The organism is Streptomyces sp. SS7, from assembly GCF_037993025.1.
Taxonomy (GTDB): Bacteria; Actinomycetota; Actinomycetes; order Streptomycetales; family Streptomycetaceae; genus Streptomyces.
This window is the reverse complement of sequence record NZ_CP141223.1, coordinates 7,803,082-7,828,891: the sequence shown is the minus strand read 5'-3', so window position 1 is coordinate 7,828,891 and position 25,810 is coordinate 7,803,082. Positions and strand designations below refer to the sequence as shown.

The following is a 25,810-nucleotide window of genomic DNA, read 5'->3' as shown; positions in this document are numbered from 1 at the left end:
GGTCACCGGCCCTGCGTCAGCGCTTGGTCGTGTCCGTCGGCTCGGTGACCGGGCGGGAGCTGGTCACATCGCCGGGGGCGGCCTGAATGGTGCGCTGCGCGGGCGGCTGCTCGCCGGGGTTCGGGGGGCCCGCCGGGGTGGCGGTGCTGTTGCCCTCTTCCTTCATCGCCTTGGCCTCGCTCTTGAGGATGCGCGCGGACTTGCCGAGCGAGCGGGCCATGTCCGGAAGCTTCTTCGCGCCGAACAGCAGGATGATGACGACGAGGATGAGAATGATCTCGGGGGGCGCCGAGCCTTCCGAACATAAGTCTTTACCTTCTCACCGAGGCGGCTGGGTGGGGGTGCTGTGCGACCGGTCGGACAGGTGTCCGAACGATCGTGCTGGCAGCGATCGTAACGCTCAGGGGTAAACGTGAGGCAATCCCCGTGCGTACTCCCGGTCCGCGGTCCGGGCCTCGTTCTCCGGGCCGCGATCTGCACACTACCCGCCGACGCCACCACGGCGGGAGGGCGAAGTGGCCCAAAACGCATTCGACGGCGGACTCACAGAACCACCACAGCCCTGCGCCACGTCCGGCACAGCACCCCTCACAGCGCGTCCACAGCCCCGGCCACGCTCACCGACGCCCGCTCCAGCTCCTCGGCGGCCCGGCTGATCCGCCGGGCGGACTCCGTGACCTGCCGGCCCAGCCGCCGCGCCTCCACGAAGACCCGGACGGCGAACACCGCGAGCACGGCGAGACCCACGAAACCCACGGCTACCGCGAACATCGGCCAGAACATGAGGCGAGCCTAGACCCTGCTACGGCGCCTGGAGCCGCAGGGTGCGCACCCCGCCGCCCAGCAGCAGCTCCACGATCCGCTCACCGGCCGGCTTGCGCACCGCCACCCCGCAGTCGGGGCAGGTGAACGAGTAGAACGTGGTGCGGCTGGTGGCACCGATGGCCAGCCGCAGAGCGCCCGCCGCCAGCTCGAAACAGCCACGGCAGTCCGGGCAGCCCGCCCGGAACGTCACCGGGCCCACACTGCGCATGCCCGCGAACGCCGAAGCCACCGAGATGCCCCGCGCACCGGACGCCACCGACTCGCTCACCGCTGCTCCCACCCCTCCGACCTCGCCTCGGACCGACCCTCGGCCCGCCCGTCGTACCGCACGCCGGCCGGCACCTCGGCCGGACCGCCGCGCTGCTCGTCACCGCGGGCCGGCGGCACCTCGGCCGCCTCCAGCGCCTCGATGCCGTCGTACGCGGCCAGCGCCTCGCGGGCGGCACGACGGGCGCTGCCCGCCAGGTCCGGCGGCGAGACGATCCGGCCGTCGCGACCGAGCCGCAGGGCCAGCCGCCTGAGCGAGGCCGGGTCGGGCGTGCGCAGAGTGATACGCAGCCCACCGTCGGGAAGCTCATCGGCGCTGTCGTGCGGGTAGTACTCGGCGACCCAGCGACCGCCCGGACCCACCTCGACCACGACCTCCGGATCCTCGGCGGCCGGCTGCACCAGCGCCTCCGACAGATCACGCAGCTCGATCTCCGGCGGCGCCGACGGCTCGTCCAGGATCCTGATCTCGGCCACCCGGTCCAGCCGGAACGTGCGCCGCGCCTCGGAGCGGCGGCACCAGGCCTCCACGTACGTGTGCCCGACGCTGACCAGCCGGATGGGGTCGATCTCCCGCTCGCTGAGCTCGTCGCGCGCCGGAGAGTAGTAGCGGATCCACAGCCGGCGGCGCTCGGAGATCGCCCGGTCGACGTCCGCGAAGACCCCGCCCTCGGACTCGAACGTCACCGACAGCCGCGCACTCGCGCCCGCCGCCTCACCGGCCGCCGCCTCCACCTTCGCCGTCGCCCGCAGCAGCGCCTGCCGGTCGCCCTCCCGCAGACCGGGCAGCGTCGCCACCGCGCGCGCCGCCACCAGCAGCGCGGTCGCCTCGTCGGCCGCCAGCCGCAGCGGCTCCGCGGCATCCGCGCCCAGCGCCGCCGGATTGTGCCACCAGATGCGCTCACCGTCGGTGTCGATGTCGAGCAGATCGCCACCGCGGAAGCTGGTACCGCACATGGGCAGCACATCGAGGTCCGAGAACCAACTCGTCCTCCGTGATGCCGAAGGCGCGCGCCACGTCCTCGATCCGCGCCCCCGGGCGCTCCCTGAGATAGGTCACCAGGGAGAGCATCCGACGGGTCTGGTCGATCGCGTTCGCCGGCCTGACCGGTTTGCCTGCCACGTCTTGCTCCGCTCCCCCTCAGCCCTTGGCCACGGCCCGCAGCCGGTCCACGACGTCCGCCCGCAGCTCAGCGGGCTCCAGCACGACCACGTCCGGCCCGAACTCCACCAGCCAGGCATCCAGCCCGTGCCCGTACGGAATCTCCAACTCGTCCCAGCCGTCACCGAGTTCCCGGACGGCCGTGGCCTTCGCCCGCAAGGGGTACCCTGCGCCGCCGCGCAGCCGGATCAGCGCGCTGCGGTCCGCGGTCTCCCCCGCCCAGCTCGCCACGGTCTCCCGGACCGTCACGACATCGGGGACGGGCGCGGTGAAACCCGCCCCGCGCGAGCGGACCCGGCCGGTGATCCGCGACAGCCGGAACACCCGCTCGGCGCCCCGTTCCCGGTCGAAACCCGCCAGATACCAGTGACCGCGCCAGCACTCCAGCGCCCACGGCTCCACATGGCGGGGCTCGGGACGGGCGGCGGTGGCCTTGCGGTAGTCGAACACCACCGGCCGGCGGTCCCGGCAGGCCAGCATCAGCGGCTCGAACGCCGCCTCGTGCACGGGGATCCTCGGCTCCAGCGCGCCGTGCGCCTCGTACGGATCGACGTCCTCGGGCAGACCGGCCGCGCGCAGCTTCTGCAGCGCGCCGCTCGCCGCGCCCGCGAGCCGGGCCTGCTGCCACACCTTCGCGGCCAGACCGAGGGCGGCGGCCTCCTCGGCGTCCAGGGTGATCGGCGGCAGCCGGTTGCTGTCCCGGCGCGCCAGATAGCCGATCTCGCCGTCCAGGCTCTCCACGGTCTCGATGACCAGGCCCAGCTCGCGCAGATCGTCCTTGTCCCGCTCGAACATCCGGTTGAAGGAGTCGTCACTGGCGGCCCCGGCATCCGCCCGCGAGGCGCCCCCGCCCGAGCGGGACGCCTCGACATAGGCCTCGATGGAGTCACGCAGCTCACGCTTGCTCAACGGCCTGCGCGTGCCCAGCAGACACAGCGCGAGGTTCATCAGCCGCTCGGCCTTGGCAATGGCCATCGACGCCCTTCGCCTCCCCTTCGATGCTTACGATCGTCGACCGTACCGCCCCGCGGTCCCCCGGCAAAAGCCGAGGACCCATGCCCGCGCAGGCATGGGCCCCGGCTGGTCACCACCGGTCGGACGACCGCAGGACGACGATCGTCCGCCGGACGGCGGTCGGACGGCGGTCAGACGGAGATCAGGTCCACGACGAAGATCAGCGTCTCACCGGGCTTGATCGCCGGCGTGGGGCTGCGGTCGCCGTAGGCCAGGTGCGGCGGGATGGTCAGCCGGCGGCGGCCGCCGACCTTCATGCCCTGCACACCCTGGTCCCAGCCCTGGATGACCCGGCCGCCACCCAGCGGGAAGCTGAACGGCGCGCCACGGTTCCAGCTGGCGTCGAACTCCTCGCCCGTGCTGAAGGAGACACCCACGTAGTGGACGGTGACGGTCCGACCGGCCTGCGCAACCTCGCCGTCGCCCTCCCAGATGTCCTTGATCTCGAGGTCCGCCGGCGGCTCGCCTTCGGGGAAGTCGATCTCGGGCTTCTCGTTGCTCACGTCACTGCTCCTGCTTGTCTACTGCTTCTCTACGGAAAGGCACCACGGACAGTCTTTCATCCCGGACGACGTCAGGACGCCGCCAGGATGTCCACCACGAACACCATCGTGGAGTCCTTCTCGATGCCACTGCCACTCGGCGGGTTGTCCCCGTAGCCCAGCGACGGCGGAATCACGATCAGGACCCGGCTGCCCACCTTCTTGCCGGTCAGGCCCTGCGCCCAGCCCTTGACGACCTGCTGGAGCGAGAAGGAGGTGGGAGCGCTGCGGTCGTACGACGAGTCGAACTTCTTGCCCGAGTCCCAGACGAAGCCCTGGTACTGCACGACCACCGTGCTGTCGGCCGCGACCTTCTCGCCGTCGCCCTCGATCACATAGGTCGCCACCAGCTTCGTCGGCGCGTCCGTCTTCGGGATGTCGACCGAGGGCGCCGTGCCGTCGGTGTTCGTCCCGACCTTCGGCAGCTTGGCGTCGTCCTGCGGGACGTCCGTGCCCTTGGCCGAGCTCTTGGCGTTGAAGGTGTCCTCCAGGTCCACCACGAACACCAGCGTGTCGGTGCCCTTGATGCCGGCCTGCGACTGGCCCTCCTTGCCGTAACCCCAGGTCGGCGGCACCGAGAACTCCACCCGGCTGCCCACCTTCTTGCCGGTCAGGGCATAGCGCCATCCGTCGATGATGGAGCCCGGGGCGAGCTGGATGAACAGCGGGGTCTTGCGGTCGTAGGAGTTGTCGAACACCTTTGCGGTGTCCCAGATCTGACCCAGGTAGTTGGCCCAGATGAAGTCCTTCTCCGCGACCGTCCGGCCACCGCCCGCGATCACCGTCTTCACCGCCAGCTGGTCCGACGGCTCACCCGTGCCCTTGGCCACCGTCGGCTTCTCACCGAACTTCGTCCCCGCCGTGATGGCCGGCAGCGGCCCGTCCACGATCTTCGGGGCAGGCGCCGCGGACGTCTCCGGGGCCGAGGGCGACGCGTCCTCACTCGCCTTGCTCGAGTCGGACTTGTCGTCCCCACAGGCGGAGAGCGTGACCAGCCCCGCGGGAACGGCGGCAAGGAGCAGTGAGCGTCGGCGCACGATAGAGCCTCGTAATCGGTCGATCTTGAAAAGGGCGTGCGCGCAACTCTACGGCGTGAGAAGGGCGCCGTACGGGAAACGTACGGCGCCCGTGTTGCGTTCCGGCACTCACATGCCGGCGATCAGCTTCTCCACCCGGTCGTCCACCGAACGGAACGGGTCCTTGCACAACACGGTCCGCTGTGCCTGGTCGTTGAGCTTGAGATGCACCCAGTCCACCGTGAAGTCCCGGCGCTGCTCCTGCGCCCGCCGGATGAAGTCACCGCGCAACCGCGCCCGAGTGGTCTGCGGCGGCACCGACTTCCCCTCGAAGATCTTCAGGTCGTTGCAGATCCGCGTCGCCTGCCCCTTGCGCTCCAGCAGGTAGTACAGACCGCGACGACGGTGGATGTCGTGGTAGGCGAGGTCTATCTGCGCCACCCGCGGATGCGACATCGTCATGTTGTGCTTGGCCCGGTACCGCTCGATGAGCTTGTACTTCATCACCCAGTCGATCTCGGTGCCGATCCGGTCCAGGTCCTCGGCCTCGATCGCGTCGAGCGTCCGGCCCCACAGCTCCAGCACCTGCTCGACCGTGCCCGTCCGGATCCCGCGGCGCTCGCAGAAGTCGACGGCCTTCTCGTAGTACTCGCGCTGCACCTCCAGCGCCGAGGCCTCACGCCCGCTCGCCAGCCGCACCTTGCGCCGGCCCGTGATGTCATGGCTGACCTCACGGATCGCCCGGATCGGGTTCTCCAGGGTCAGATCCCGCATCACCGTGCCCGCCTCGATCATGCGCAGCACCAGATCCGTCGCGCCGACCTTCAGCAGCATCGTCGTCTCGGACATGTTCGAGTCACCCACGATGACGTGCAGCCGACGGTAACGCTCCGCGTCCGCGTGCGGCTCGTCGCGCGTGTTGATGATCGGCCGGGACCGGGTCGTCGCCGAGGAGACGCCCTCCCAGATGTGCTCCGCCCGCTGGCTGACGCAGTACACGGCCCCGCGGGGCGTCTGCAGCACCTTGCCCGCGCCGCACAGCAGCTGGCGGGTCACCAGGAACGGAATGAGGATGTCCGCGAGCCGGGAGAACTCCCCGTGCCGGGCCACCAGATAGTTCTCGTGACAACCATAGGAGTTGCCCGCCGAGTCCGTGTTGTTCTTGAAGAGGTAGACGTCGCCCGCGATTCCTTCCTCGTGCAGGCGTCGTTCCGCGTCCACCAGGAGTCCTTCGAGAATGCGCTCGCCGGCCTTGTCGTGGGTGACCAACTCGGTCACGTTGTCACATTCCGGTGTGGCGTATTCCGGATGCGAACCCACGTCGAGATACAGGCGGGCGCCGTTCCGCAGAAAGACATTGCTGCTACGGCCCCATGACACGACACGGCGGAAGAGGTACCGCGCCACCTCGTCAGGCGACAGGCGGCGCTGTCCCCTGAACGTGCACGTGACGCCGTACTCGTTCTCCAGCCCGAAAATGCGGCGGTCCATGACTGAACATTACGCCCGATCCCCTGAACTGAAACGGGGTTCGGCAGCACGGTTCGGATCATTTTCCGATGAAGACGCAACCACCGCACTTACGGCCGGAGCTGCCAATACCCTCCCCGTGACCAGCAAAACCAGCAGCGACACACCGCCCGCGACCACCGGCACCGCAAACCCCCGAACGGCGCCACCGGCCTCCACGACGGGACCCGCGACACCCGTACCGACGGACGCGCCCACCGTGAACGTCGTCACCAGCCAGGAGAACGCCTCGGTCACCGTGCCCCGCGGCGCGTGCCGGTCCACGATCACGAACGCGCAGGCCAGCACCGGCGCCAGGAACACCCCCGCCAGCGTCGCCAGCCCCACCATGGCCACCGCGCCCGGCATCAGCATCAACGGCGCGTAACACACCGCCAGGAACACCACCAGCACCCGCAGTCGCCGCTCCGGCACCCCCGGCCACTCCCGCGCCCCGTACGCCAGACCCCCGATCAGCGCCCCCAGCCCCAGCGCCGCCATCAGCCGGCCGTACACCGCGTCACCCCCGTGCGCGTCCGCGTACGGCACCGAGGCCACCGTGATCGACCCCATCGCGATCCCCACGAACAGCAGCGCGCCGAGCAGCACCAGCAGCGCCGGCGAACGCAGCGCCCCGAGCCAGTGCGCCTCGCGCGGAGCGGAGCGCCACGCGCGCGAGGGCGGCGACACCACCACCGACAGCGCCCCGAGCACCCCGACGCCGTTCACCACCAGCAGCGCCGCCCGCTCCGACCACAGCGAGGCGCACAACGTCACCAGCAGCGGCCCGACGGTGAACATCACCTCCTGCGCCACCGCGTCCAGCGCGTACGCCGCCGGCACCTGCTCCGGACGGCGCAGCACCGACGGCCACAGGGCCCGCAGCCCGCCCTCCAGCGGCGGGGTGAAGAGCCCGCCGACCACCATGGCCGCACAGGCGAGCAGCAGCGGATCGGTACCGGAGAACGCGAACAGGGCCATCGCCAGGGCCGAGACCAGCGCGGCGGGCAGCTGGACGCGCGGCTGCCCGAAGAGATCCACCAGCCGGCCCAGCACGGGCTGCCCCACGGCACTCGCCACGCCGTACACCGAGACCAGCGCCCCCGCCAGGCTGTACGTGCCCCCCTCCGCCCGCACGAACAGCACGACGGCGATCGCGGACGTGGCGTTCGGCAGCCGGCCGACCAGCGTGCCCACCAGCAGCCGGGCCGCGTGCCGCGCCCGGAGGATCTCCCCGTACCCCGTGGCCATCGCCCACCGCCCGTCTGAGGTTTTACGTATAACGTCCTTCGTCATACGTACCATGTGCGCTGTTCACGAGTCCAGACGAAGGAGCAGGCGGACGGTGGCACACCACAGCACCCGCCCCACGAGCCGCGACGTCGCCCAGGCCGCCGGGGTCTCCCAGGCCGCCGTCTCCCTGGTCCTCGGCGACAAATGGCGCGGCCGCGTCGCCGAGACCACCGCCGAACGCGTACGGCAGGCCGCCCGCGACCTCGGCTACCGGCCCAACCTCGCCGCCCGCAACCTCCGCCTCGGCCGCACCCGCACCGTTCTCCTCGTCGTCCCGGCCCTCACCACCGAGTTCTTCGCCGGCGTCTACACCGGCGCCGCCCGCGTCGCCGCCGCCCACGGCTTCGGCGTCGTCCTCTACCCCTCCCCCGAAGGCGTCGGCCCCGCCCGCGACCCCTTCGCCTCCGCCCAGGCCGCCCTCGACGGCGTCATCGCCTCCTCCATGGCAGCCGAGGCCCTCACCGCCATCCGCGGCGACCAGCTCCCCCTCGTCATGCTCGACAGCGACCCCGCCGGCAGCCTCGGCGCCGCCACCGTCAACCTCGACATCGCCGACGGCGTCCGCCAGATCACCGACCACCTGCTCGGCCTCGGCCACCGCCACTTCCTGCACCTCGCGGCCGACGTACCCTCCTGGACCTTCGACGTACGCGCGCGGGAACTCGCCGCACGCCTCGCAGACGCCCCCGGAACCACCCTGCGGACCGCTCCGGCACCCATCTCCATCGAGGGCGCCCTGACGGCCACCGAGGCCGCCCTGGGCACACCCGGCCCGCAGCGCCCCACCGCCGTCGTCTGCGACGACGACAAACTCGCCGCCGGCGCCTACAAGGCCGCCCGGCGCCTCGGCCTGCGCATCCCCGACGACCTCTCCGTCACCGGCCTCGACGACCTCGCCCTCGCCACCGCCCTCGACCCCGAACTCACCACCGTCCGCCTCGACGCCGAGCTCTTCGGCGAACGCGGCATGCACGCCCTCCTCGCCGTCCTGGACGGCCGTGCACCCGACGCCGGCGACATCCCCGTCCACCTCGTCCCACGGGGCTCCACAGCGCCACCCGGCGCCCCCTGAAACGCCCTGTGCCCCGGCGGTCGACCCGGCCGGGGCACAAATGCGGGTGAGCACACGACTCCGCGGTCGGACTACTCCTCCCCGGAGTCCTCCTCCTCGGAGCTCTCCGCCTCCGTCGTCGCACCGTCCGCCTCCAGCAGCCGGGCCAGCTGACGGCCCACGACCCGCTTGAACTTGCGCTGCTGCGGACGCGTACGGTCGAGCACGGCCACCTCCAGCCGCTCCGCCGGGATCTCCCGCTGCGTGCCGTTCGACTCGCGGGACAGGGCCTGCACGGCCAGCTTCAGGGCCTCCGCCAGCGTCATCCCGTCCTGGTGCCGCTGGTCGAGATAGTTGCTGATCAGCTCGGCATTGCCGCCCACCGCGACCGAACCGTGCTCGTCCACGATCGACCCGTCGTGCGGCAGCCGGTAGATCTGGTCACCGTCCGGGGTCTCACCGACCTCCGCGACCACCAGCTCCACCTCGTACGGCTTCTCACCCGCCGAGGAGAAGATCGTGCCCAGCGTCTGGGCGTACACGTTCGCCAGACCGCGCGCGGTCACGTCGTCACGGTCGTAGGTGTACCCGCGGAGATCGGCGTACCGCACGCCGCCGATCCGCAGGTTCTCGTACTCGTTGTACTTGCCGGCCGCCGCGAAGCCGATCCGGTCGTAGATCTCGCTGAACTTGTGCAGCGCGCGGGACGGGTTCTCGCCGACGAACACGATGCCGTCGGCATACTGCAGCACGACCAGGCTGCGGCCGCGCGCGATGCCCTTGCGGGCGTACTCCGCGCGGTCCGCCATCGCCTGCTGGGGTGAGACATAGAACGGCGTCGACACCGGTTATCCGTCCCTTTCTGTCGAAGTCACTGGATCACTCGCCACAAGAACCGGACCGGCCGCTACAGCAGGGCGGCCCGCGGGCCGTCCGGCTGCTGGAGGCGGCGCTCGAGGATCGAGCGGGCGATCTCCGAGGACTCGTCGTCGGAGAGCCTGCGGAAACCGTCCTCCGTGATCACGGTGACGATCGGATAGATCCGGCGCGCGACGTCGGGACCACCGGTCGCCGAGTCGTCGTCGGCCGCGTCGTACAGAGCCTGCACCACCAGCGTGGTGGCCTGCTCCTCCGACAGGTCGTCACGGAACAGCTTCTTCATCGCACCGCGGGCGAAGATCGAGCCGGAGCCCGTGGACGCGAAGTTGTGCTCCTCGGAACGGCCGCCGGTGACGTCGTACGAGAAGATGCGCCCCTTGCCGCGGTCCACGTCGTACCCGGCGAAGAGCGGCACGACGGCGAGGCCCTGCATGGCCATGCCGAGGTTGGAGCGGATCATGGTCGACAGCCGGTTCGCCTTGCCCTCCAGCGAGAGCTGGGCCCCCTCGACCTTCTCGAAGTGCTCCAGCTCCAGCTGGAACAGCTTCACCATCTCCACGGCCAGGCCCGCGGTGCCGGCGATGCCGACGGCGGAGTACTCGTCGGCCGGGAACACCTTCTCGATGTCCCGCTGGGCGATGACGTTGCCCATGGTGGCCCGGCGGTCACCGGCGAGCACCACGCCCCCCGGGAACGTCACGGCCACGATCGTCGTCCCGTGCGGCGCCTCGATCACACCCTGCGTGGGCGGCAGCTGCCGGTTGCCCGGGAGCATCTCCGGCTGGTGGTCGGAGAGGAAGTCCATGAAGGACGAGGACCCAGGCGTCAGGAAGGCAGCTGGTAGACGCCCGGTGCTACGAGTGTTGGCTTCCACGGAGTTCCTTCCAGGTAGGCGGCTGCCCGACGAACTGCGTCGGGATCGTCTCCCAACTTGCCGATGGCCGAATTGCAGTTGAAGCACAGTACGCCACGGACCCTACCCGTCTGGTGGCAATGATCCACATGTATGGCGGGAGCTTTCAGGCAGATCACGCAGAGCCCCATGTGCGAGGCGACCATGGCGTCACGCTCGGCCATGGTGAGGCCGTAGCTGCGCTTCAGGTGGTCTTGCCGCCCGCGCTCGGCCCGGCATGACCGACAGCGCGTCGACAGACCATCCGAAGCGGTCGCGTTGCGATGCCATTCACTGTGCGGCTTGACCTCGCCGCACGTCCTGCACAGCTTGTGACCATCCGGGACATCCGCCTTCTCCCGGACCGGCTTGCCCATGCCCTCCCGGCGACGCCGGTAGTGCGCGGCGCTGTACTGCGCCACGCACCCCCGGCAGTGCACCTGGAGGCCGTCACGACGGTTCTTGTCCCGCGCGAATGAGGCGAGAGGCAGGTCCCGCTTACATTTCCTGCATTGCCTTGCGGTCGGTTTGCCAGCCACCCTCATCCCCCGTCACCTTCAATTCGAAGGCGCAAGCTGCCACGCAGCCTTTATTGTCCACCTTTTTGCACGAAGGACCTCACGAAGTCCTCTGCGTTCTCCTCGAGTACATCGTCAATTTCGTCAAGAACCGAGTCCACGTCGTCGCTCAGCTTCTCCTGGCGCTCCTTGAGGTCTGCGGAAGCCTGTGGCTCTTCCGTCTGCTCCTCGACCTCCTCCGTGGAGCGCGTCGCCTTCTGCTGGCCGCCGCCGGTGTCCTTGGTCGCCATAACCCTCACCCCGCTCAGTTCGCCCGACATGTTCGGCAGGTCGGCTTCCTGCCGATCGGTGATGATCAGACCCTACAAGGAGGGTCCGACATCGGCCCCGTAGTTGTTCCAACGTACGAGGCCCTTCTCGATGATTCCCTCGCGGCGGGGTTTCCACCCCGCCGCGGCCGAGCTTCCTGGGGCCCGCTCAGCCGCCCGACAGGACCTTGACCAGGTCTTCTGCCGTGCGGCAGCGGTCCAGGAGCTCCTTGACGTGATTTCGCGTTCCGCGAAGCGGTTCCAGGGTTGGGACGCGCTGGAGCGAGTCCCGGCCCGGGAGGTCGAAGATGACCGAGTCCCAGGAGGCCGCGGCGACGTCGTCGGCGTACTGCTCGAGGCAGCGGCCGCGGAAGTAGGCCCGGGTGTCCTCCGGGGGCTTGCCCTTGGCCCGCTCGACCTGCGGCTCGTCGAGGAGCCGCTTCATGCGTCCGCGGGCCGCCAGGCGGTTGTAGAGGCCCTTGTCGGCCCTCACGTCGGCGTACTGGAGGTCCAGGAGGTGCAGCTTCGCCGCGTCCCAGTCGAGGCCGTCACGGCGGCGGTAGCCCTCCATGAGTTCCCGCTTGGCGACCCAGTCCAGCTCGCCGGCCAGGCTCATCGGGTCGTTCTCCAGGCGGGTGAGGGTGTCCTCCCAGCGGGCGAGGACGTCCTTGGTCTGGTCGTCGGCGTCCGACCCGAACCGCTCCTCCACGTACTTGCGCGACAGCTCGTAGTACTCCATCTGGAGCTGCACGGCGGTGAGTGTGCGGCCGCTGCGGAGGGTGACCAGCCTCTTCAGCGTGGGGTCGTGGGAGACCTGGTGCAACGTCCGTACGGGCTGGTCGACGGCCAGGTCGACGGCGATGAAGCCGTCCTCGATCATGGACAGGACCAGGGCGGTCGTGCCCAGCTTGAGGTAGGTGGAGATCTCCGAGAGGTTCGCGTCGCCGATGATCACGTGCAGTCGGCGGTACTTCTCGGCGTCGGCGTGGGGCTCGTCGCGGGTGTTGATGATGGGGCGCTTGAGGGTGGTCTCCAGGCCGACCTCGACCTCGAAGTAGTCCGCGCGCTGACTGAGCTGGAAGCCGTGTTCGTGGCCGTCCTGGCCGATGCCGACGCGGCCGGCGCCGGTGACGACCTGGCGGGAGACGAAGAAGGGCGTGAGGTGGCGCACGATGTCGGAGAAGGCGGTTTCCCGCTTCATCAGGTAGTTCTCGTGCGTGCCGTAGGAGGCGCCCTTGTTGTCGGTGTTGTTCTTGTAGAGGTGGATGGGCTGGGCGCCGGGGAGCTGGGCCGCGCGTTCGGCGGCTTCGGCCATGATCCGTTCGCCGGCCTTGTCCCAGAGCACGGCGTCTCGGGGGTTGGTGACCTCGGGGGCGCTGTATTCGGGGTGGGCGTGGTCGACGTAGAGGCGGGCGCCGTTGGTGAGGATCACGTTGGCGAGGCCGATGTCCTCGTCGGTGAGCTGGCTGGAGTCGGCGGCCTCGCGGGCGAGGTCGAAGCCTCGCGCGTCCCGCAGCGGATTCTCCTCCTCGAAGTCCCAGCGGGCCCGGCGGGCCCGATGCATCGCCGCGGCGTAGGCGTTGACGATCTGGGACGAGGTGAGCATGGCATTGGCGTTGGGGTGGCCGGGGACGGAGATGCCGTACTCCGTCTCGATGCCCATTACTCGCCGTACGGTCATGCGGCCCTCCTTGCCCGGCGGCACCCTCGGTCGTGGGCGCCGCTCAGATACCGGTGGTGCTCATCCGGTGCGGGTGCGGTGCCCGTCCTCTCCGCACTGCGCAACCCGGCGGTAGGAAAGAGCCTAGAACGCCTCTGTGCCGGTGGGGAGATCATTTGCGTCATTGCCTTGCTCCAGCCGTGGCCTGAAAAACAGGGCGGCTGCGGGTACCCGTGGTGGGCACCCGCAGCCGCCCTGTTTTTTACAGGTACTGTCCGGTGTTCGCCACCGTGTCGATGGAGCGTCCTGTGTCCGCGCCCTGCTTTCCGGTGATGAGGGTACGGATGTAGACGATCCGTTCGCCCTTCTTTCCGGAGATCCGGGCCCAGTCGTCGGGGTTGGTGGTGTTGGGCAGGTCCTCGTTCTCCTTGAACTCGTCCACGCAGGCCTGGAGGAGGTGGGAGACGCGGAGGCCCTTCTGGTTCTTTTCCAGGAAGTCCTTGATCGCCATCTTCTTGGCGCGGCCCACGATGTTCTCGATCATGGCGCCGGAGTTGAAGTCCTTGAAGTAGAGGACTTCCTTGTCGCCATTGGCATACGTGACTTCCAGGAAGCGGTTTTCCTCGGATTCGGCGTACATGTGTTCCACGGCCGTCTGGATCATGCTCTGGGCGGTCATGGACTTGTCGCCGCCGTGCTCGCCGAGGTCGTCGGCGTGCAGGGGGAGGCGCTCGGTGAGGTACTTGCCGAAGATGTCCTTGGCCGCTTCGGCGTCCGGGCGCTCGATCTTGATCTTCACGTCGAGGCGGCCGGGGCGCAGGATGGCGGGGTCGATCATGTCCTCGCGGTTGGAGGCGCCGATGACGACCACGTTCTGCAGGCCCTCGACGCCGTCGATCTCGGCGAGGAGCTGGGGGACGATGGTGTTCTCCACGTCCGAGCTGACGCCGGAGCCGCGGGTGCGGAAGAGGGACTCCATCTCGTCGAAGAAGACGATGACGGGGGTGCCCTCGCTGGCCTTCTCACGGGCTCGCTGGAAGACGAGGCGGATCTGGCGCTCGGTCTCGCCGACGTACTTGTTCAGGAGCTCGGGGCCCTTGATGTTGAGGAAGAAGCTCTTGCCGGCGGCCTGGCCGGTGACCTCGGCGACCTTCTTGGCCAGCGAGTTGGCGACGGCCTTGGCGATGAGCGTCTTGCCGCATCCGGGGGGCCCGTAGAGGAGCACACCCTTGGGCGGGCGCAGTTCGTGCTCCTTGAACAGGTCGGGGTAGAGGTACGGGAGCTCGACGGCGTCGCGGATGGCCTCGATCTGGCCGCCGAGGCCGCCGATCTGCTCGTACCCGATGTCGGGGACCTCTTCGAGGACGAGTTCCTCGACCTCGCTCTTGGGGACGATCTCGTAGACGTAGCCGGAGCGGGGTTCGAGCAGGAGGGCGTCGCCGGGGCGGATGGTGACGTCCAGCAGCGGCTCGGCGAGCCTGACCACCCGTTCCTCGTCGGTGTGCCCGATGACCAGGGCGCGCTCGCCGTCCTCGAGGATTTCCTTGAGGGTGACGATGTCCCCGACCCGCTCGAATTCCATGGCCTCGACCACGTTGAGCGCTTCGTTGAGCATCAGTTCCTGGCCGCGCCGGAGCTCGTCGAGCTCGACGCTGGGGCTGACGTTCACGCGGAGTTTGCGGCCTCCGGTGAAGATGTCGGCGGTGCCGTCCTCGTTCGCCGCGAGGAAGACGCCGAAGCCGGCCGGGGGCTGTGCGAGCCGGTCGACCTCCTCCTTGAGGGCCACGATCTGGTCGCGGGCCTCACGGAGCGTGTTGGCGAGTCTCTCGTTCTGGGCGGACACGCCGGCCAGGTTGGTCTGCAGCTCGACGATCCGCTCTTCGAGAATCCTCGTGTGTCGCGGAGAGTCGGCGAGCTTGCGGCGCAGGACGGCGATCTCCTGCTCGAGGTAGGCAATCTGCCCGGACGGGTCGTCGGACCCTCGTCCCGGGCGGATGCCGCGGTTCATGTCGTCGTCGTGGGCTGCCACGGTCCTCACCTCCTCCAAGGGGAGCTGGACGCTTCCAGACCCTACCTGGGCGGGTGTCGATTGAAACCCCTAGATCACAAAGACTGTCGGGGTGTGTCCGATCTTCACCCTTGCGCTCTCCCTCACGCCAGGGGAATACCCACCGAACATGATTGGGAAGCGGGCGGGGGTAGGGTCGAAGTGTTCAACACCCGTCAGAGCCTGCATCGTTCCCTTGCGGCTCGGCGCTAAACGGCAGGAGAGATGAGCGTGCAGCAGGAGGCCGGTGCCGGTGGGGAGACGCTGGAGGTCTGGATCGACCAGGATCTCTGTACCGGTGACGGCATCTGCGCGCAGTACGCGCCGGAGGTGTTCGAGCTGGACATCGACGGGCTGGCGTATGTGAAGAGTGCGCAGGACGAGCTTCTGCAGGCCAAGGGGGCGACGGTGCCGGTGCCGTTGCCGCTGTTGACGGACGTGGTGGACTCGGTGCGGGAGTGTCCCGGCGAGTGCATCCATGTACGTCGCGTTTCGGACAGGGTCGAGGTGTACGGCCCGGACGCGGAGTGAGCGTTCAGGTACGGGCCGTGAGGGTTGTCTGATTTCTCACAGGGCGTGATGGCCTGATTCAGACCGTGTGGGCGCCGGCGGGTGTCGAGCGGATGAATCTGTCGTCCTTCCACTGCCACTTGACGCTGTCCTTGAGGTCGGGGCAGCAACTGGGCACGTCCGCCGAGGAGTAGCCGAGGAGCGTGGCGAGGACGGCACCGTCGGTGACGGTGAGGGTGGTGACGTTGGTGCGGTCCTTGGGGTCGACGAGGGTGGCGACCACGTGCGCGTGGGCGCTGCCGGCGGCCTGGGTCAGGACGTAGACGCCGTCGGGCGGGGTGCCCATGGGGGCGTCGCAGTGGACGGCGGCGACGGTCTCGGGTCTGCCGTCGCCGTCGAGGTCTCCGCTGGCCTTGCGCATGACGAGCGGTTTGACGGTGGGACCGCAGTCGAGGGGGAAGTCGACGCCGGTGGTGGCGGGGGCGGTGGCCGAGGCGGCGGGTGTGGTGGTGCTGTGCGGCGGGGAGGCCTGGGCGGCCGTCGCGGGTCCGGGCTGGAGGAGCGAGGAGAGCGCCACGACGCCGGCCACCGCGGTGGCGGTGGCGACCCAGTGGACGGGCCGGGTGTGGGTGTGTGCCAGTTCCGGGACGGCGGATTGCTGCACTAGGAGCGTCTCCTGGGGTGGCTGTGCCGGTGGAGATGGGGGGTGGCCAGCATCGTGCCACACGTCACACGGTGGGGGAACGGCGGGGTCGTGCGGGGTCAAGGTGAGGGCGCCGTGGCCGAGTTCCCCGAACCCCCGGGGAACTCGGCCACGGCGCCCTGTCGTTGTCCGTGTGGCGTGGGCCGGGTCAGCGGCCGTTGCCTCCGTCGGCGTTGGGGCCGGCGTAGTCCTCGCCGTAGGCGCCCTTGGCGGGGCGGCGGCGGCGCATGGGCGGCTCGACGCCGTCGGCGAGGCGACGGGCGGTGAGCAGGAAGCCGGTGTGGCCGATCATGCGGTGGTCGGGGCGGACGGCGAGGCCCTCGATGTGCCAGTTGCGGATCATCGTCTCCCAGGCGGTCGGCTCGTTGAAGCAGCCGATCTCGCGGATGGACTCGACGGTCCGGGCGAGCTGGGTGGTGGTGGCGACGTAGCAGCAGAGGATGCCGCCGGGGACGAGGGCCTTGGAGACGGCCTCCAGGCACTCCCAGGGGGCGAGCATGTCGAGGATGACGCGGTCGACGTCGGTGTCGCTCAGGTTGTCCTGGAGATCGCCGACGGTGAGCTGCCAGGCGGGGTGGGGGCCGCCGAAGTAGCGCTCGACGTTCTGCCGGGCGATGTCGGCGAAGTCCTCGCGGCGCTCGTAGGAGTGCAGCATGCCCTGGTCGCCGATGGCGCGCAGCAGGAAGCTGCTGAGCGAGCCGGAGCCGACGCCGGCTTCGACGACGCGGGCGCCGGGGAAGATGTCGGCGAAGGCGAGGATCTGCCCCGCGTCCTTCGGGTAGACGACGGCTGCCCCGCGGGGCATGGACAGGACGTAGTCGGGGAGCAGGGGGCGCAGCGCGAGGTAGGCGACGTTACCGGTGGTGCGGACAACGCTGCCCTCGGGAGCGCCGATCAGCTCGTCGTGGGGGAAGGAACCCTTGTGGGTGTGGAAGTTCTTCCCGTCCTCGAGCGTGAACGTGTAGTGGCGGCCCTTGGGGTCGGTCAGCTGAACCTGGTCCCCGACCTTGAAGGGCCCGCGCCTGCGGGCGGCACCGGTCGGTTCGGACATGTGAACAGCCTACCGGCGTTTGGCGGGGCCGCCGACCACGGGTGGGGGCGGGATGCGTGGATGCGCTAGGAGGGGCGGGCCATGGCTTTGACGAAGGCGCGTTCGACGTCGGCGGCGGACAGGACGCCGTAGATCTCGCCGGTCTCCTCGACGACGAGGTATTCGGTGGCGGGGGTGGCGCGCAGGACGTCGAGGAGGTCCTCCCCCGCGAGTTCGGCGGAGACGCGCATGCCGTCGGTGAGGTCCTGGGCGAGGCCGCTGACGGCGACCCAGGGGCGGCGGTGTTCGGGGACGCCGACGATGGCGGCCTCGCGGACGAGGGAGAGGGGTTCGCCGTGGGCGTCGACGACGACGAGGGCGCGGGCGCCGGCGGCGTTGGCGCGGCGGAGGGCCTCGGAGAGGGGCGTGTCGGTCTCGACGGGGACGGCGCGGCGGGTGAGGGTGCGGGCGCGCAGTTCCGGGAGGTGTTCCCTGAGCCGGGCCATGCGCAGGCTGTTGCCGGCGCCGGTCCAGATGATCGCGGCGAGGATGGCGGCGAGCAGGGCGTCGGTGACGGTGTCCATGCCGACGCTGTCCTCGGCGCTGGAGCCCAGGGCGCCGGACTGGGTGAGGAGGGGGAGGCCGATGAGGACGGAGACGGCGAGGGCGCGGCCGACCCAGGCGGCGGCGATGGTGCCGCTCATGGGTTTGCCGGTGATCTTCCAGACGACGGCGCGGAGCATACGGCCGCCGTCGAGGGGGAGGCCGGGCAGGAGGTTGAAGATCGCCACGATGAGGTTGGAGATCATCAGGCCGGCCAGGAGGACGCCGGGGACGGTGCCGGGCTCGACAGGCTGCATGGCGGCGTAGAAGACGCCGGCGAGGACGAGGGAGAGCAGGGGGCCGACGAAGGCGAGCCAGAATTCGCGGCCGGGGGTCTCGGCTTCCTTCTCGATCTCGGAGACGCCACCGAAGAACTGGAGCTGGATGCGGCGGACGGGGAGTTTGAAGCGGAGGGCGGCGAGGGTGTGGGCGAGTTCGTGGATGAGGACGGAGGCGTAGAAGGCGACCGCGAAGAAGAGGGAGACCAGGTAGCGGGCGGCGCCGAGTTCGGGCAGGACGCGGTCGAGCTGGCCGCCGAAGACCCAGGTGATGAGGGCGGCGACGAGGAACCAGCTGGGTGCGACGTAGACGGGCACGCCGAAGGGCCGTCCCATGAGCAGTCCGCCGCGGGGCTGCTCCGGGGGGCGCTGGGGCGGGGGGCCCTTGATGCCGGTGGGGGCGGGTCCTTGGGCGGTGCCGCCGTCCTGGGCGTGCGCGTGCGCCCGGCCCCGGTCGGCGTGGGGGGCGGGTTCGGGAGCGGGGTGCGGCTTCTCGGGGTGCGGCTGCTCGGACTGCGGCTGGGCGGGGTGCTCGGCAGGGAGGTCTGCGGGTGGGGTGTGGCCGGTGGGGGTGTCGCCGGTGGGGGTGCCGGTGCCTGGCGCCTCCTCCGGGCCGGCGGGCGCGTCGCGCCCGTCGGAGTGCTCGCGTCCGCTCTGCCGGCCGTCGGTCGGGGTCGTCTCGCGTTCCGTGGCGGGCGGGGCGGGGGACGGGCCCTCGGGTTGCGCCGGGGCGGTGGGCTGGGGGGCCGGTGTGACGGGGTGCTCGGCCGACTCTTCGCTGTCCGGCCGCGGCCGCCCGCTCCCGCCGCTTTCCACCACGATGTCCCCTCGTTCGAAACGTCTCCCGCTCCTGCCGGGCGGAAGGTCTGTGACCGATGGTATGCGTCCGTGGTGACGCGTTCCGCCCCGGCACCCCCTGTGTTTCCCCGCTCGTCGCCGGGTGTGCGGGCCGGGGCTGGGTCACTGTCAGTGGTGGGCCGTATGGTCTGAGGCATGGACAGCAGCAGTGAGGGCGCCGGCGGCGCGGGCGGGGACGCGGAGGAGTCGGCCCGGACGGAAGCGGGAGCCGGGACCGGCCCGGAGGGGGAGGCGGGGATGGTCGCTGCGGAGCGGGACGGGTCCGTGCGGACCGGATCCGACGGGCCCGAGGGAGCTGCCGAGGTCGGTGCGTCCGGCGGGAGTGACGCGGCGAGCAGGCTCGGTGGTGCCGGGGCCGACGCGACCGAGGGCGGTGCCGGGGCCGGCCCGTCCGGCAGGAACGACGCGGCGGGCAGGCCCGATGAGGCCGGGGCGGGCGCGCCCGAGGGAGCTGCCGAGGCGGGCGTGGCCGGCAGAGGCGATGCGGCGGTCGCGGCCGGTGATACCGGCGGCGACGCGGCGGTCGAGCCTGGTGGGGTTGAGGTCGAGGCGAGCGCGGCGGGTGGTGTGGCTCGAGCCGTTGCCGGGGTCGTGCCCTCGGATGCGGGGACATCAGGGGACGCGGGGGCGTCGGGTCTCGTGCCTGCGCCCGCCAAGCCGGTCGCCGCGGCGCCCGCCTCCTTGTCGCCCTCCCGGGCGGGGGACTTCATGCAGTGTCCGTTGCTGTACCGCTTCCGGGTGATCGACCGGCTGCCGGAGAAGCCGAGTGCGGCGGCCACCAGGGGGACGCTGGTGCACGCGGTGCTGGAGCGGCTGTTCGACGCGCCGGCGGCGGAGCGGACGGCGCCCCGGGCGAAGGCGTTGATCCCGGGGCAGTGGGACCGGTTGCGCCAGACGCGGCCGGAGGTGGCGGAGCTGTTCGCCGACGATCCGGACGGTGTGCGGATGGCGGGCTGGCTGGCGGAGGCGGAGGCGCTGGTCGAGCGCTGGTTCACGCTGGAGGATCCGACGCGTCTGGAGCCCGCGGAGCGGGAGCTGTTCGTGGAGGCGGAGCTGGAGTCGGGGCTCAGACTGCGCGGGATCATCGACCGGGTCGACGTGGCGCCCACCGGTGAGGTGCGGATCGTGGACTACAAGACGGGCAAGGCGCCGCGCGCGGAGTACGCGGACGGGGCGTTGTTCCAGATGAAGTTCTACGCGCTGGTCGTGTGGCGGCTGAAGAACGTGCTGCCGCGGCGGCTGCAGCTGGTGTACCTGGGCAGTGGGGACGTGCTGACGTACGACCCGGACCTCGCCGATCTGGAGCGGGTGGAGCGCAGGCTGCTGGCGCTGTGGGAGGCGATCCGGCTGGCGACGGAGACGGGTGAGTGGCGGCCGCGGCCGACGAAGCTGTGCGGGTGGTGCGATCACCAGGCGCACTGTCCGGAGTTCGGCGGTACTCCCCCGCCGTATCCGCTGCCGGTGAGGGCGGCGGCGTCGGGGGACGTCGAGCAGGGCAGAATGGGGCCGGACTAGCGAAGGAGACTCACGTGGCCATCCGCGTCCTACTCGTCGACGACCAGCCGCTGCTGCGTACCGGCTTCCGGATGATCCTGGAGGCGGAGCAGGACCTCGCGGTCGTCGGTGAGGCCGGAGACGGTCTTCAGGCCCTGGACCAGGTGCGGGCGCTGCAGCCCGATGTGGTGCTCATGGACATCCGGATGCCGCGGATGGACGGGGTGGAGGCGACCCGTCAGATCACCGGGCCGGGGCGGGACGGGCCGGCGAAGGTGCTGGTGCTGACGACGTTCGACCTCGACGAGTACGTGGTGGAGGCGTTGCGGGCGGGGGCCAGTGGGTTCCTGCTGAAGGACGCGCCGGCCCATGAGCTGGTGCAGGCGATCCGGGTGGTGGCGGCGGGCGAGGCGATGCTGGCGCCGAGCATCACGCGTCGGCTGCTGGACAAGTACGCCACGCATCTGCCGTCGGGCGACGAGCCGGTGCCGGACGCGCTGCACACGCTGACGGACCGTGAGGTCGAGGTGCTGAAGCTCGTGGCGCGGGGGTTGTCGAATGCGGAGATCGCGGCGGACCTGTTCGTCAGCGAGACGACGGTGAAGACGCACGTGGGGCATGTGCTGACGAAGCTGGGGCTGCGTGACCGGGTGCAGGCCGCGGTGTACGCGTACGAGAGCGGTCTGGTGCGGCCGGGCGCGCAGCAGTAGGGCGTAGGTGTACGACGCGAAGGGCGCCCCCGCCGAGCGGGGGCGCCCTTCGTCGTGGTGTGCCGGGGGTCAGCTCTTGCTGAGTTCCCAGAAGCGGAACACGGTGGAGGCGTCGAGGCAGTTCTCGAGGCCGTAGACGTGCTCGCCGACGACGGCGTACTGCTTGGCCTGCCAGATCGGGAGGACGGGGAGTTCCTCGGCGACGATGTCCTGGAGGGTGGCGTAGTCGTCGTCGGTGGCGGTGCGGTCGCTCTGGGCGGCGGTGCGCGGGATGAGCGTGCCGGTGATGGTCTTGTTGGCGTAGTTGTTGGCGAGGACGTTGCCGTCGCCGAAGAAGGGCGCGGTGAAGTTGTCGGCGTCGGGGAAGTCGGGAATCCAGCCCTTGACGTAGACGCCGTACTTGCCGTCGGCGATGTCCTTCTCGTACTGGTCGAAGGGGACGGACTTGACGTCGGCGTCGAACAGGCCGCTGGCGTTGAGCTGGGTGGCGACGGTCCTGAGTTCCTGGTCGGTGGCGGGGCCGTAGCGCGACGGGGTGGACCAGAGGGTGAGTTTCACCTTGCCGGTGATGCCCTCCTCCTGGAGTGCGGCGGCGGCCTTGGCCTGGGAGGGGCGGGCGCCGTAGCGGTCGAAGAAGGCGGTGTTGTGGCCCGCTATCCCGGCCGGGATGATCGAGTACAGCGGGTCGGCGGTGCCTTCGTAGACGTCGCGGATGAGGGCTTCGCGGTCGATGAGGTAGGCGATGGCCCGTCGGACGCCGAGCTTCCCGGTGACGGGGTCGGCGGTGTTGAAGACGAGGTGCTGGACCTCGGCGCTGCTGCCTTCGACGACCTCGGCGCCCTCGCTGCCGGTGCCGGCGTCGATGTCGGCGATGTCGGCGGCGGTGAGGCCTCGGTAGGCGATGTCGATGTCGCCGTCGAGGAGGGCCTTCTTGAGGGCCTTCTGGTCGCCGCCGAAGAACTTGAGGGTGACGCCCTTGTTCTGGGGGTCGCCGGCGGTGCCGCGGTAGTGCTCGTTGACGGAGAAGACGGCCTGGTCCTCGTCGAAGGAGTCGAGGGTGTAGGGGCCGGAGCCGACGGCGCCGCCGTCCTTGCGGAGGCCGTCGGCGTCATAGGTGCGGTGGTCCACGATGGAGCCGGCGCCGGAGGCGAGCTTGCTGGGGAAGGTGGCGTCGGGGACCTTCAGGGTGAAGACGACGGTCTTGGCGTCGGGTGTCGCGACCTTGGCGAGCATGGGGAACATGACGGCCGGGCCGTTGTCGTCGTTGATCTTCAGCATGCGGTCGAAGGAGAACTTGACGTCCTTGGAGGTGAGGTCGTCACCGTTGGAGAACTTCAGGCCGTCCTTGAGGGTGCAGCGGTAGACCTTGGTCTGCTGGTCGGTGAAGGAGCATTCCCGTGCCGCGTCGGGCTCGGGTTCGGTGGCGCCCTTGGGGAAGCTCAGCAACGACTGGAAGACGTTGTTGAACAGCATCCAGGATCCGGGGTCGTAGCCGGAGGCCGGATCCGTGGCGAGGACGTCGTCGGACATCCCGAGCACCACGGTGGAGCCGTCGCCGTCCGAGCCCCCGGTCTGGGCGCCGCAGCCGGTCAACATGCCGGAGGCCAGTCCCGCCACGATGGGCAGGACCGGCCACTGGTTACGGATATTCACGAAATACCTTTGTCGTCGGGTCCCGTCACGCCGGGGCGCCGTCCCGGGCCCCGGCCGCGAAGAAGGTATCACCCGACCGGAAGGGGTCCCTCAGTTGCTCACGCCCCGGCCGAGTTCCCACAGCTGGAGGGTGGCGGAGGAGTTGAGGACGTACGCGGTGCCGGTGATGTCGGTGTTGGCGGCGACGTACTGCTTGCCCTGCCACAGCGGGAGGATCGGGACGTCGTCGGCGACGATGTCCTGGATCTCGGTGAGGCTCTTGCCGGCGCTGATGCGGTCGGCCTCGCGACGGGACTGCGGGATCAGCTTGTTGATGATGGCGCTGTTGGTGTACGGCGACTTGAGGGTGTTGTCCTTGTCGAGGAACGGCGCGAGGAAGTTGTCGGCGTCGGGGAAGTCGGGGAACCAGCCCATGCCGTAGACGGCGTACTCGCCCTTGCGCTCGGCGGGGATGAAGTTGTCCCAGGCGGTGCCCTTGATGGTGACGTCGAACAGGCCGCTGGCGTCGAGCTGCTTCTTCAGCAGCTCGAACTCCTGCTTGGTGGCGGGACCGTAGTGGTCGGTCGTGTAGTTCAGCGTGAGCTTCACCGGGGTGGTGATGTTCGCCGCGGTGAGCAGGGCCTTGGCCTTGCTGGCGCTGGGGTCGCTGTACTTGTTGAAGAAGGCGTTGGAGTGGCCGGTGACGGAGGCCGGGACGAGCGAGTAGAGGGCTTCGGCCTGGGAGCCGTAGACCTGGGAGACCAGCTCGTTGCGGTTGATGACCTGGGCCATGGCCTGGCGCACGGCCTTGGTCTTCACGGTGGGGGCGTCGGTGTTGAAGGCCAGGTAGCGGATCTCGAGGCCGGCCAGCTCGACGAGGTCGATGTCGCTGTCGGCGGCGGCGTCGGAGAGCTTCTTGATCTGCTCCGGGGACATGGTGCGCGTCATCAGGTCGATGTCGCCCTTTTCGAGGGCGGTGCCCATGGCGTCGGCGTCGTCGAAGGACACCATGTCGACCTCGTCGTTGTTCACCTTCAAGGTCCCCTTGTAGTTGGGGTTCTTGGTGAACACGGCCTTGGTGACGGTGTCGCCGTCGGTCTCGGCCTTGAGGGTGTACGGGCCGGAGCCGTCGACGTCGAAGCCGTCGCGGAGCTTGTCCTTGTCGTAGTCGTCGGGGTTGACGATGCCCGCGACGGGGGTCGACAGCTTGGACGGGAAGGTGGCGTCGGCGGTCTTGAGGTGGAAGATGACTTCGTTGTCACCCTGCGTCTCGACGGTGTCGATGGTGGACAGCAGGGCGAAGACGCCGGAGTCGGCCTTGATGGCGCGGGCGCGGTCGATGGAGAACTTGACGTCCGCGGCGGTGATGGGGTCGCCGTTGGAGAACTTCAGGCCGTCCCGGAGCTTGCAGGCGTAGCGCTCGTTGCCGCTGTCGGTGAATCCGCAGGACTGCGCCGCCTCGGGTACGGGGTCGCCGTCGCCCTTGGGCACGATCATCAGGGTCTGGACGGTCTGGCGCAGGATGTTCCAGGTGCCGACGTCGTAGGCGTAGGCGGGATCGAGCGGCGCCGGAGCGGCCTTCGTGGCGGTGAACCGGTCGGTGGTGCCGACGACGATGGCATCGCCGCCGCCGCTCCCGCTGTCGGCCCCGCCGCAGGCGGCGAGTACGGGCGCGAGCAGACCGACCACGGCCGGCAGCACCAAAGTCTTGCGGTTCATGCTCGAGTTTCTCCAGAGCTGTCGGTCCGTGTACCCGGCATGCAAGGTTGTCGCGGCGGATCACGGGGATAGGGGTGATGTTCCGCGAAGAGATTAGTCCGGACCGGCACGAGGGTTCGCCGCGACCGGAGTTGAAAGGCCATCACGGAGCGAAACCGTATGCGAACGCATTGAAGAATCATGAGCGGAACGATCCGCGCAGCTGTCCATGAATCGGGACACAAGGGTGTGACCAAAAGCCCGGAACGCGCTGTCTGCACACAGGCTGAACCCTCCGTCGACCGCGCCCGGCGTGGGGAAGGTCACACCGTCAATGGCCTGCTTCCGTCCGCAACGCAACCGTTACCGAAAGATCGGAATTCCGCCGCGCGTACACCCGCCGAATTACCTTCCTATCGGCGGTGCACGCTCGGTGAACGCGTACGGCGAATTCCGTCATCGAGAGGATCACCAATGATCGCGGGGGTGATCATCGGAGCGGAGTCACAGGGGCATCAGACCGCGCAGGAAAGGAACGTCGACCTGTTCCAGCGAGGGCACCACGGTGCGCCGCAGGGCGGCGGTGATCGGGGCCACGGAGGGCACCGCGACCACATGGCAGCCCGCCGCCTCGGCCGAGGCGACCCCGGTCGCGGTGTCCTCGACGACGGCGCAGCGGGCCGGGTCCACGCCGAGGCCGGCGGCCGCGAAGAGGTAGGGGTCGGGGTAGGGCTTGGTGCGGGCGACCTCGTCGCCGGCGACGGTCAGGGTGAAGTGCTGGGGGCCGAGCGAGGTCAGGACGCGGTCGATGATGCGGCGGTGGGAGGCGGAGACGAGGGCCGTGGGGATCTCGTGCTCGGCCAGCTCGGCGAGCAGCCGGGCGGCTCCCGGCATCAGGGGCAGGGCGCGGGTGATGCGGTCCTCGAAGCCGTCGTTGAGCAGGACGGAGAGGTCGGGCAGGGTGATGTCGGCGCCGGTCGCCTCGATCAGGAACCCGGCGCTGCGGCTCATCGGGCCGCCGACCACGACATGGCGCCAGGAGTCGTCGAGGGTGTGGCCGAGACCGGCGAAGATCTCGACCTCGACGTCCCACCAGAAGCCCTCGGTGTCCACCAGGGTGCCGTCCATGTCGAGGAGCACCGCCTGGAGGGCCGAGCCCTCGGCCGTACGGGTCAGGGGCGCGGGTACCGTGCTGGTCATCCACGTACCTCCTTTGAGGGACGAGCAGGCCGGTTCCCGCGGGGGGAACCGGCCTGCAGTGGACCGACCAGTGTACGACTTATCGGATCAGTGTGCTCAGTGACACGGGTG

23 protein-coding genes and 2 pseudogenes are annotated in these 25,810 nt (G+C 69.8%); 4 read left to right on the top strand and 21 right to left on the bottom strand.

Annotated elements, in window-relative coordinates; translation table 11 throughout:
- Positions 1-16: 16 nt before the first annotated feature.
- The 9 genes and pseudogenes from tatA to U5640_RS35875 all read right to left on the bottom strand — a co-directional run bounded on the left by tatA (position 17) and on the right by U5640_RS35875 (position 7,586).
- Positions 17-305: pseudogene (gene tatA / locus U5640_RS35915) on the bottom strand (Sec-independent protein translocase subunit TatA).
- 283 nt (positions 306-588) lie between these two features.
- Entirely contained in the window at positions 589-783 is a 195-nt protein-coding gene (locus U5640_RS35910; protein ID WP_340382042.1) for a hypothetical protein, read from the bottom strand.
- A gap of 19 nt (positions 784-802) precedes the next feature.
- A complete protein-coding gene (locus U5640_RS35905) occupies positions 803-1,093 on the bottom strand; it encodes a hypothetical protein (RefSeq protein WP_055636553.1) in 291 nt (96 codons plus the stop codon).
- Positions 1,090-2,215, bottom strand: a pseudogene (locus U5640_RS35900) (WYL domain-containing protein). The gene U5640_RS35905 and the pseudogene U5640_RS35900 overlap by 4 nt, the downstream one beginning before the upstream one ends.
- Before the next feature lie 18 nt (positions 2,216-2,233).
- Positions 2,234-3,229, bottom strand: coding sequence for a WYL domain-containing protein (locus tag U5640_RS35895; RefSeq protein ID WP_340382039.1), 996 nt, complete (start codon positions 3,227-3,229; stop codon positions 2,234-2,236).
- A 170-nt stretch (positions 3,230-3,399) separates the two neighbouring features.
- A complete protein-coding gene (locus U5640_RS35890; protein WP_340382037.1) occupies positions 3,400-3,771 on the bottom strand; it encodes an FKBP-type peptidyl-prolyl cis-trans isomerase in 372 nt (123 codons plus the stop codon).
- 71 nt (positions 3,772-3,842) lie between these two features.
- Positions 3,843-4,847: an FKBP-type peptidyl-prolyl cis-trans isomerase gene (locus U5640_RS35885; RefSeq protein WP_340382035.1), complete on the bottom strand. Its 1,005-nt coding sequence runs from the start codon at positions 4,845-4,847 to the stop codon at positions 3,843-3,845.
- Between the two features lie 108 nt (positions 4,848-4,955).
- A complete protein-coding gene (gene pafA / locus U5640_RS35880) occupies positions 4,956-6,317 on the bottom strand; it encodes a Pup--protein ligase (RefSeq protein WP_340382033.1) in 1,362 nt (453 codons plus the stop codon).
- Between the two features lie 9 nt (positions 6,318-6,326).
- Positions 6,327-7,586 carry an MFS transporter gene (locus U5640_RS35875; RefSeq protein ID WP_340382028.1) on the bottom strand — a complete coding sequence of 420 codons (1,260 nt, stop codon included), beginning with the start codon at positions 7,584-7,586 and terminating at the stop codon, positions 6,327-6,329.
- 94 nt (positions 7,587-7,680) lie between these two features.
- Here U5640_RS35875 and U5640_RS35870 point away from each other — a divergent pair, with 94 nt between their 5' ends.
- The gene (locus tag U5640_RS35870) at positions 7,681-8,700 is read left to right on the top strand and encodes a LacI family DNA-binding transcriptional regulator (protein ID WP_340382026.1); all 1,020 of its coding nucleotides are present in this window, start codon (positions 7,681-7,683) and stop codon (positions 8,698-8,700) included.
- Between the two features lie 71 nt (positions 8,701-8,771).
- Here U5640_RS35870 and prcA read toward each other — a convergent pair whose 3' ends face one another.
- The 6 genes from prcA to arc all read right to left on the bottom strand — a co-directional run bounded on the left by prcA (position 8,772) and on the right by arc (position 14,965).
- Entirely contained in the window at positions 8,772-9,524 is a 753-nt protein-coding gene (prcA, locus tag U5640_RS35865; protein ID WP_340382024.1) for a proteasome subunit alpha, read from the bottom strand.
- Between the two features lie 62 nt (positions 9,525-9,586).
- Entirely contained in the window at positions 9,587-10,432 is an 846-nt protein-coding gene (gene prcB / locus U5640_RS35860; protein ID WP_067250500.1) for a proteasome subunit beta, read from the bottom strand.
- A complete protein-coding gene (locus U5640_RS35855; RefSeq protein ID WP_340382021.1) occupies positions 10,384-10,995 on the bottom strand; it encodes an endonuclease VII domain-containing protein in 612 nt (203 codons plus the stop codon). The genes prcB and U5640_RS35855 overlap by 49 nt, the downstream gene beginning before the upstream one ends.
- Before the next feature lie 44 nt (positions 10,996-11,039).
- Positions 11,040-11,258 (bottom strand): ubiquitin-like protein Pup, encoded by a 219-nt coding sequence (locus tag U5640_RS35850; protein ID WP_340382019.1) that lies wholly within the window; start codon positions 11,256-11,258, stop codon positions 11,040-11,042.
- Between the two features lie 187 nt (positions 11,259-11,445).
- The gene (dop, locus tag U5640_RS35845) at positions 11,446-12,957 is read right to left on the bottom strand and encodes a depupylase/deamidase Dop (protein WP_199844595.1); all 1,512 of its coding nucleotides are present in this window, start codon (positions 12,955-12,957) and stop codon (positions 11,446-11,448) included.
- 241 nt (positions 12,958-13,198) lie between these two features.
- A complete protein-coding gene (gene arc, locus U5640_RS35840; RefSeq protein ID WP_067250506.1) occupies positions 13,199-14,965 on the bottom strand; it encodes a proteasome ATPase in 1,767 nt (588 codons plus the stop codon).
- A 243-nt stretch (positions 14,966-15,208) separates the two neighbouring features.
- On the opposite strand from arc, the gene U5640_RS35835 reads away from it, so the two are divergent.
- Entirely contained in the window at positions 15,209-15,514 is a 306-nt protein-coding gene (locus tag U5640_RS35835; RefSeq protein ID WP_340382015.1) for a ferredoxin, read from the top strand.
- A gap of 58 nt (positions 15,515-15,572) precedes the next feature.
- On the opposite strand, the gene U5640_RS35830 is transcribed toward U5640_RS35835, so the two are convergent.
- The 3 genes from U5640_RS35830 to U5640_RS35820 form a co-directional block, all read right to left on the bottom strand.
- On the bottom strand, positions 15,573-16,157 hold the full coding sequence (locus tag U5640_RS35830; protein ID WP_340382013.1) for a hypothetical protein: 585 nt from the start codon (positions 16,155-16,157) through the stop codon (positions 15,573-15,575).
- A gap of 187 nt (positions 16,158-16,344) precedes the next feature.
- Positions 16,345-17,247 carry a tRNA (adenine-N1)-methyltransferase gene (locus U5640_RS35825; RefSeq protein ID WP_340382011.1) on the bottom strand — a complete coding sequence of 301 codons (903 nt, stop codon included), beginning with the start codon at positions 17,245-17,247 and terminating at the stop codon, positions 16,345-16,347.
- Between the two features lie 65 nt (positions 17,248-17,312).
- Positions 17,313-18,926: a site-2 protease family protein gene (locus U5640_RS35820; protein ID WP_340382009.1), complete on the bottom strand. Its 1,614-nt coding sequence runs from the start codon at positions 18,924-18,926 to the stop codon at positions 17,313-17,315.
- Positions 18,927-19,604: 678 nt separating this feature from the next.
- Here U5640_RS35820 and U5640_RS35815 point away from each other — a divergent pair.
- Together U5640_RS35815 and U5640_RS35810 are read left to right on the top strand one after the other, a co-directional pair.
- The gene (locus U5640_RS35815; protein ID WP_340385536.1) at positions 19,605-20,480 is read left to right on the top strand and encodes a RecB family exonuclease; all 876 of its coding nucleotides are present in this window, start codon (positions 19,605-19,607) and stop codon (positions 20,478-20,480) included.
- A gap of 14 nt (positions 20,481-20,494) precedes the next feature.
- Complete coding sequence (locus U5640_RS35810; protein ID WP_067250522.1) at positions 20,495-21,169, top strand: response regulator transcription factor; 675 nt, start codon at positions 20,495-20,497, stop codon at positions 21,167-21,169.
- A gap of 69 nt (positions 21,170-21,238) precedes the next feature.
- On the opposite strand, the gene U5640_RS35805 is transcribed toward U5640_RS35810, so the two are convergent.
- From U5640_RS35805 to U5640_RS35795, 3 genes are all read right to left on the bottom strand, one after another.
- The gene (locus tag U5640_RS35805) at positions 21,239-22,822 is read right to left on the bottom strand and encodes an ABC transporter substrate-binding protein (protein WP_340382006.1); all 1,584 of its coding nucleotides are present in this window, start codon (positions 22,820-22,822) and stop codon (positions 21,239-21,241) included.
- Between the two features lie 90 nt (positions 22,823-22,912).
- Positions 22,913-24,520 carry an ABC transporter substrate-binding protein gene (locus U5640_RS35800; RefSeq protein WP_340382004.1) on the bottom strand — a complete coding sequence of 536 codons (1,608 nt, stop codon included), beginning with the start codon at positions 24,518-24,520 and terminating at the stop codon, positions 22,913-22,915.
- Between the two features lie 483 nt (positions 24,521-25,003).
- The gene (locus tag U5640_RS35795; protein ID WP_340382002.1) at positions 25,004-25,699 is read right to left on the bottom strand and encodes an HAD family phosphatase; all 696 of its coding nucleotides are present in this window, start codon (positions 25,697-25,699) and stop codon (positions 25,004-25,006) included.
- Positions 25,700-25,810 lie beyond the last annotated feature (111 nt).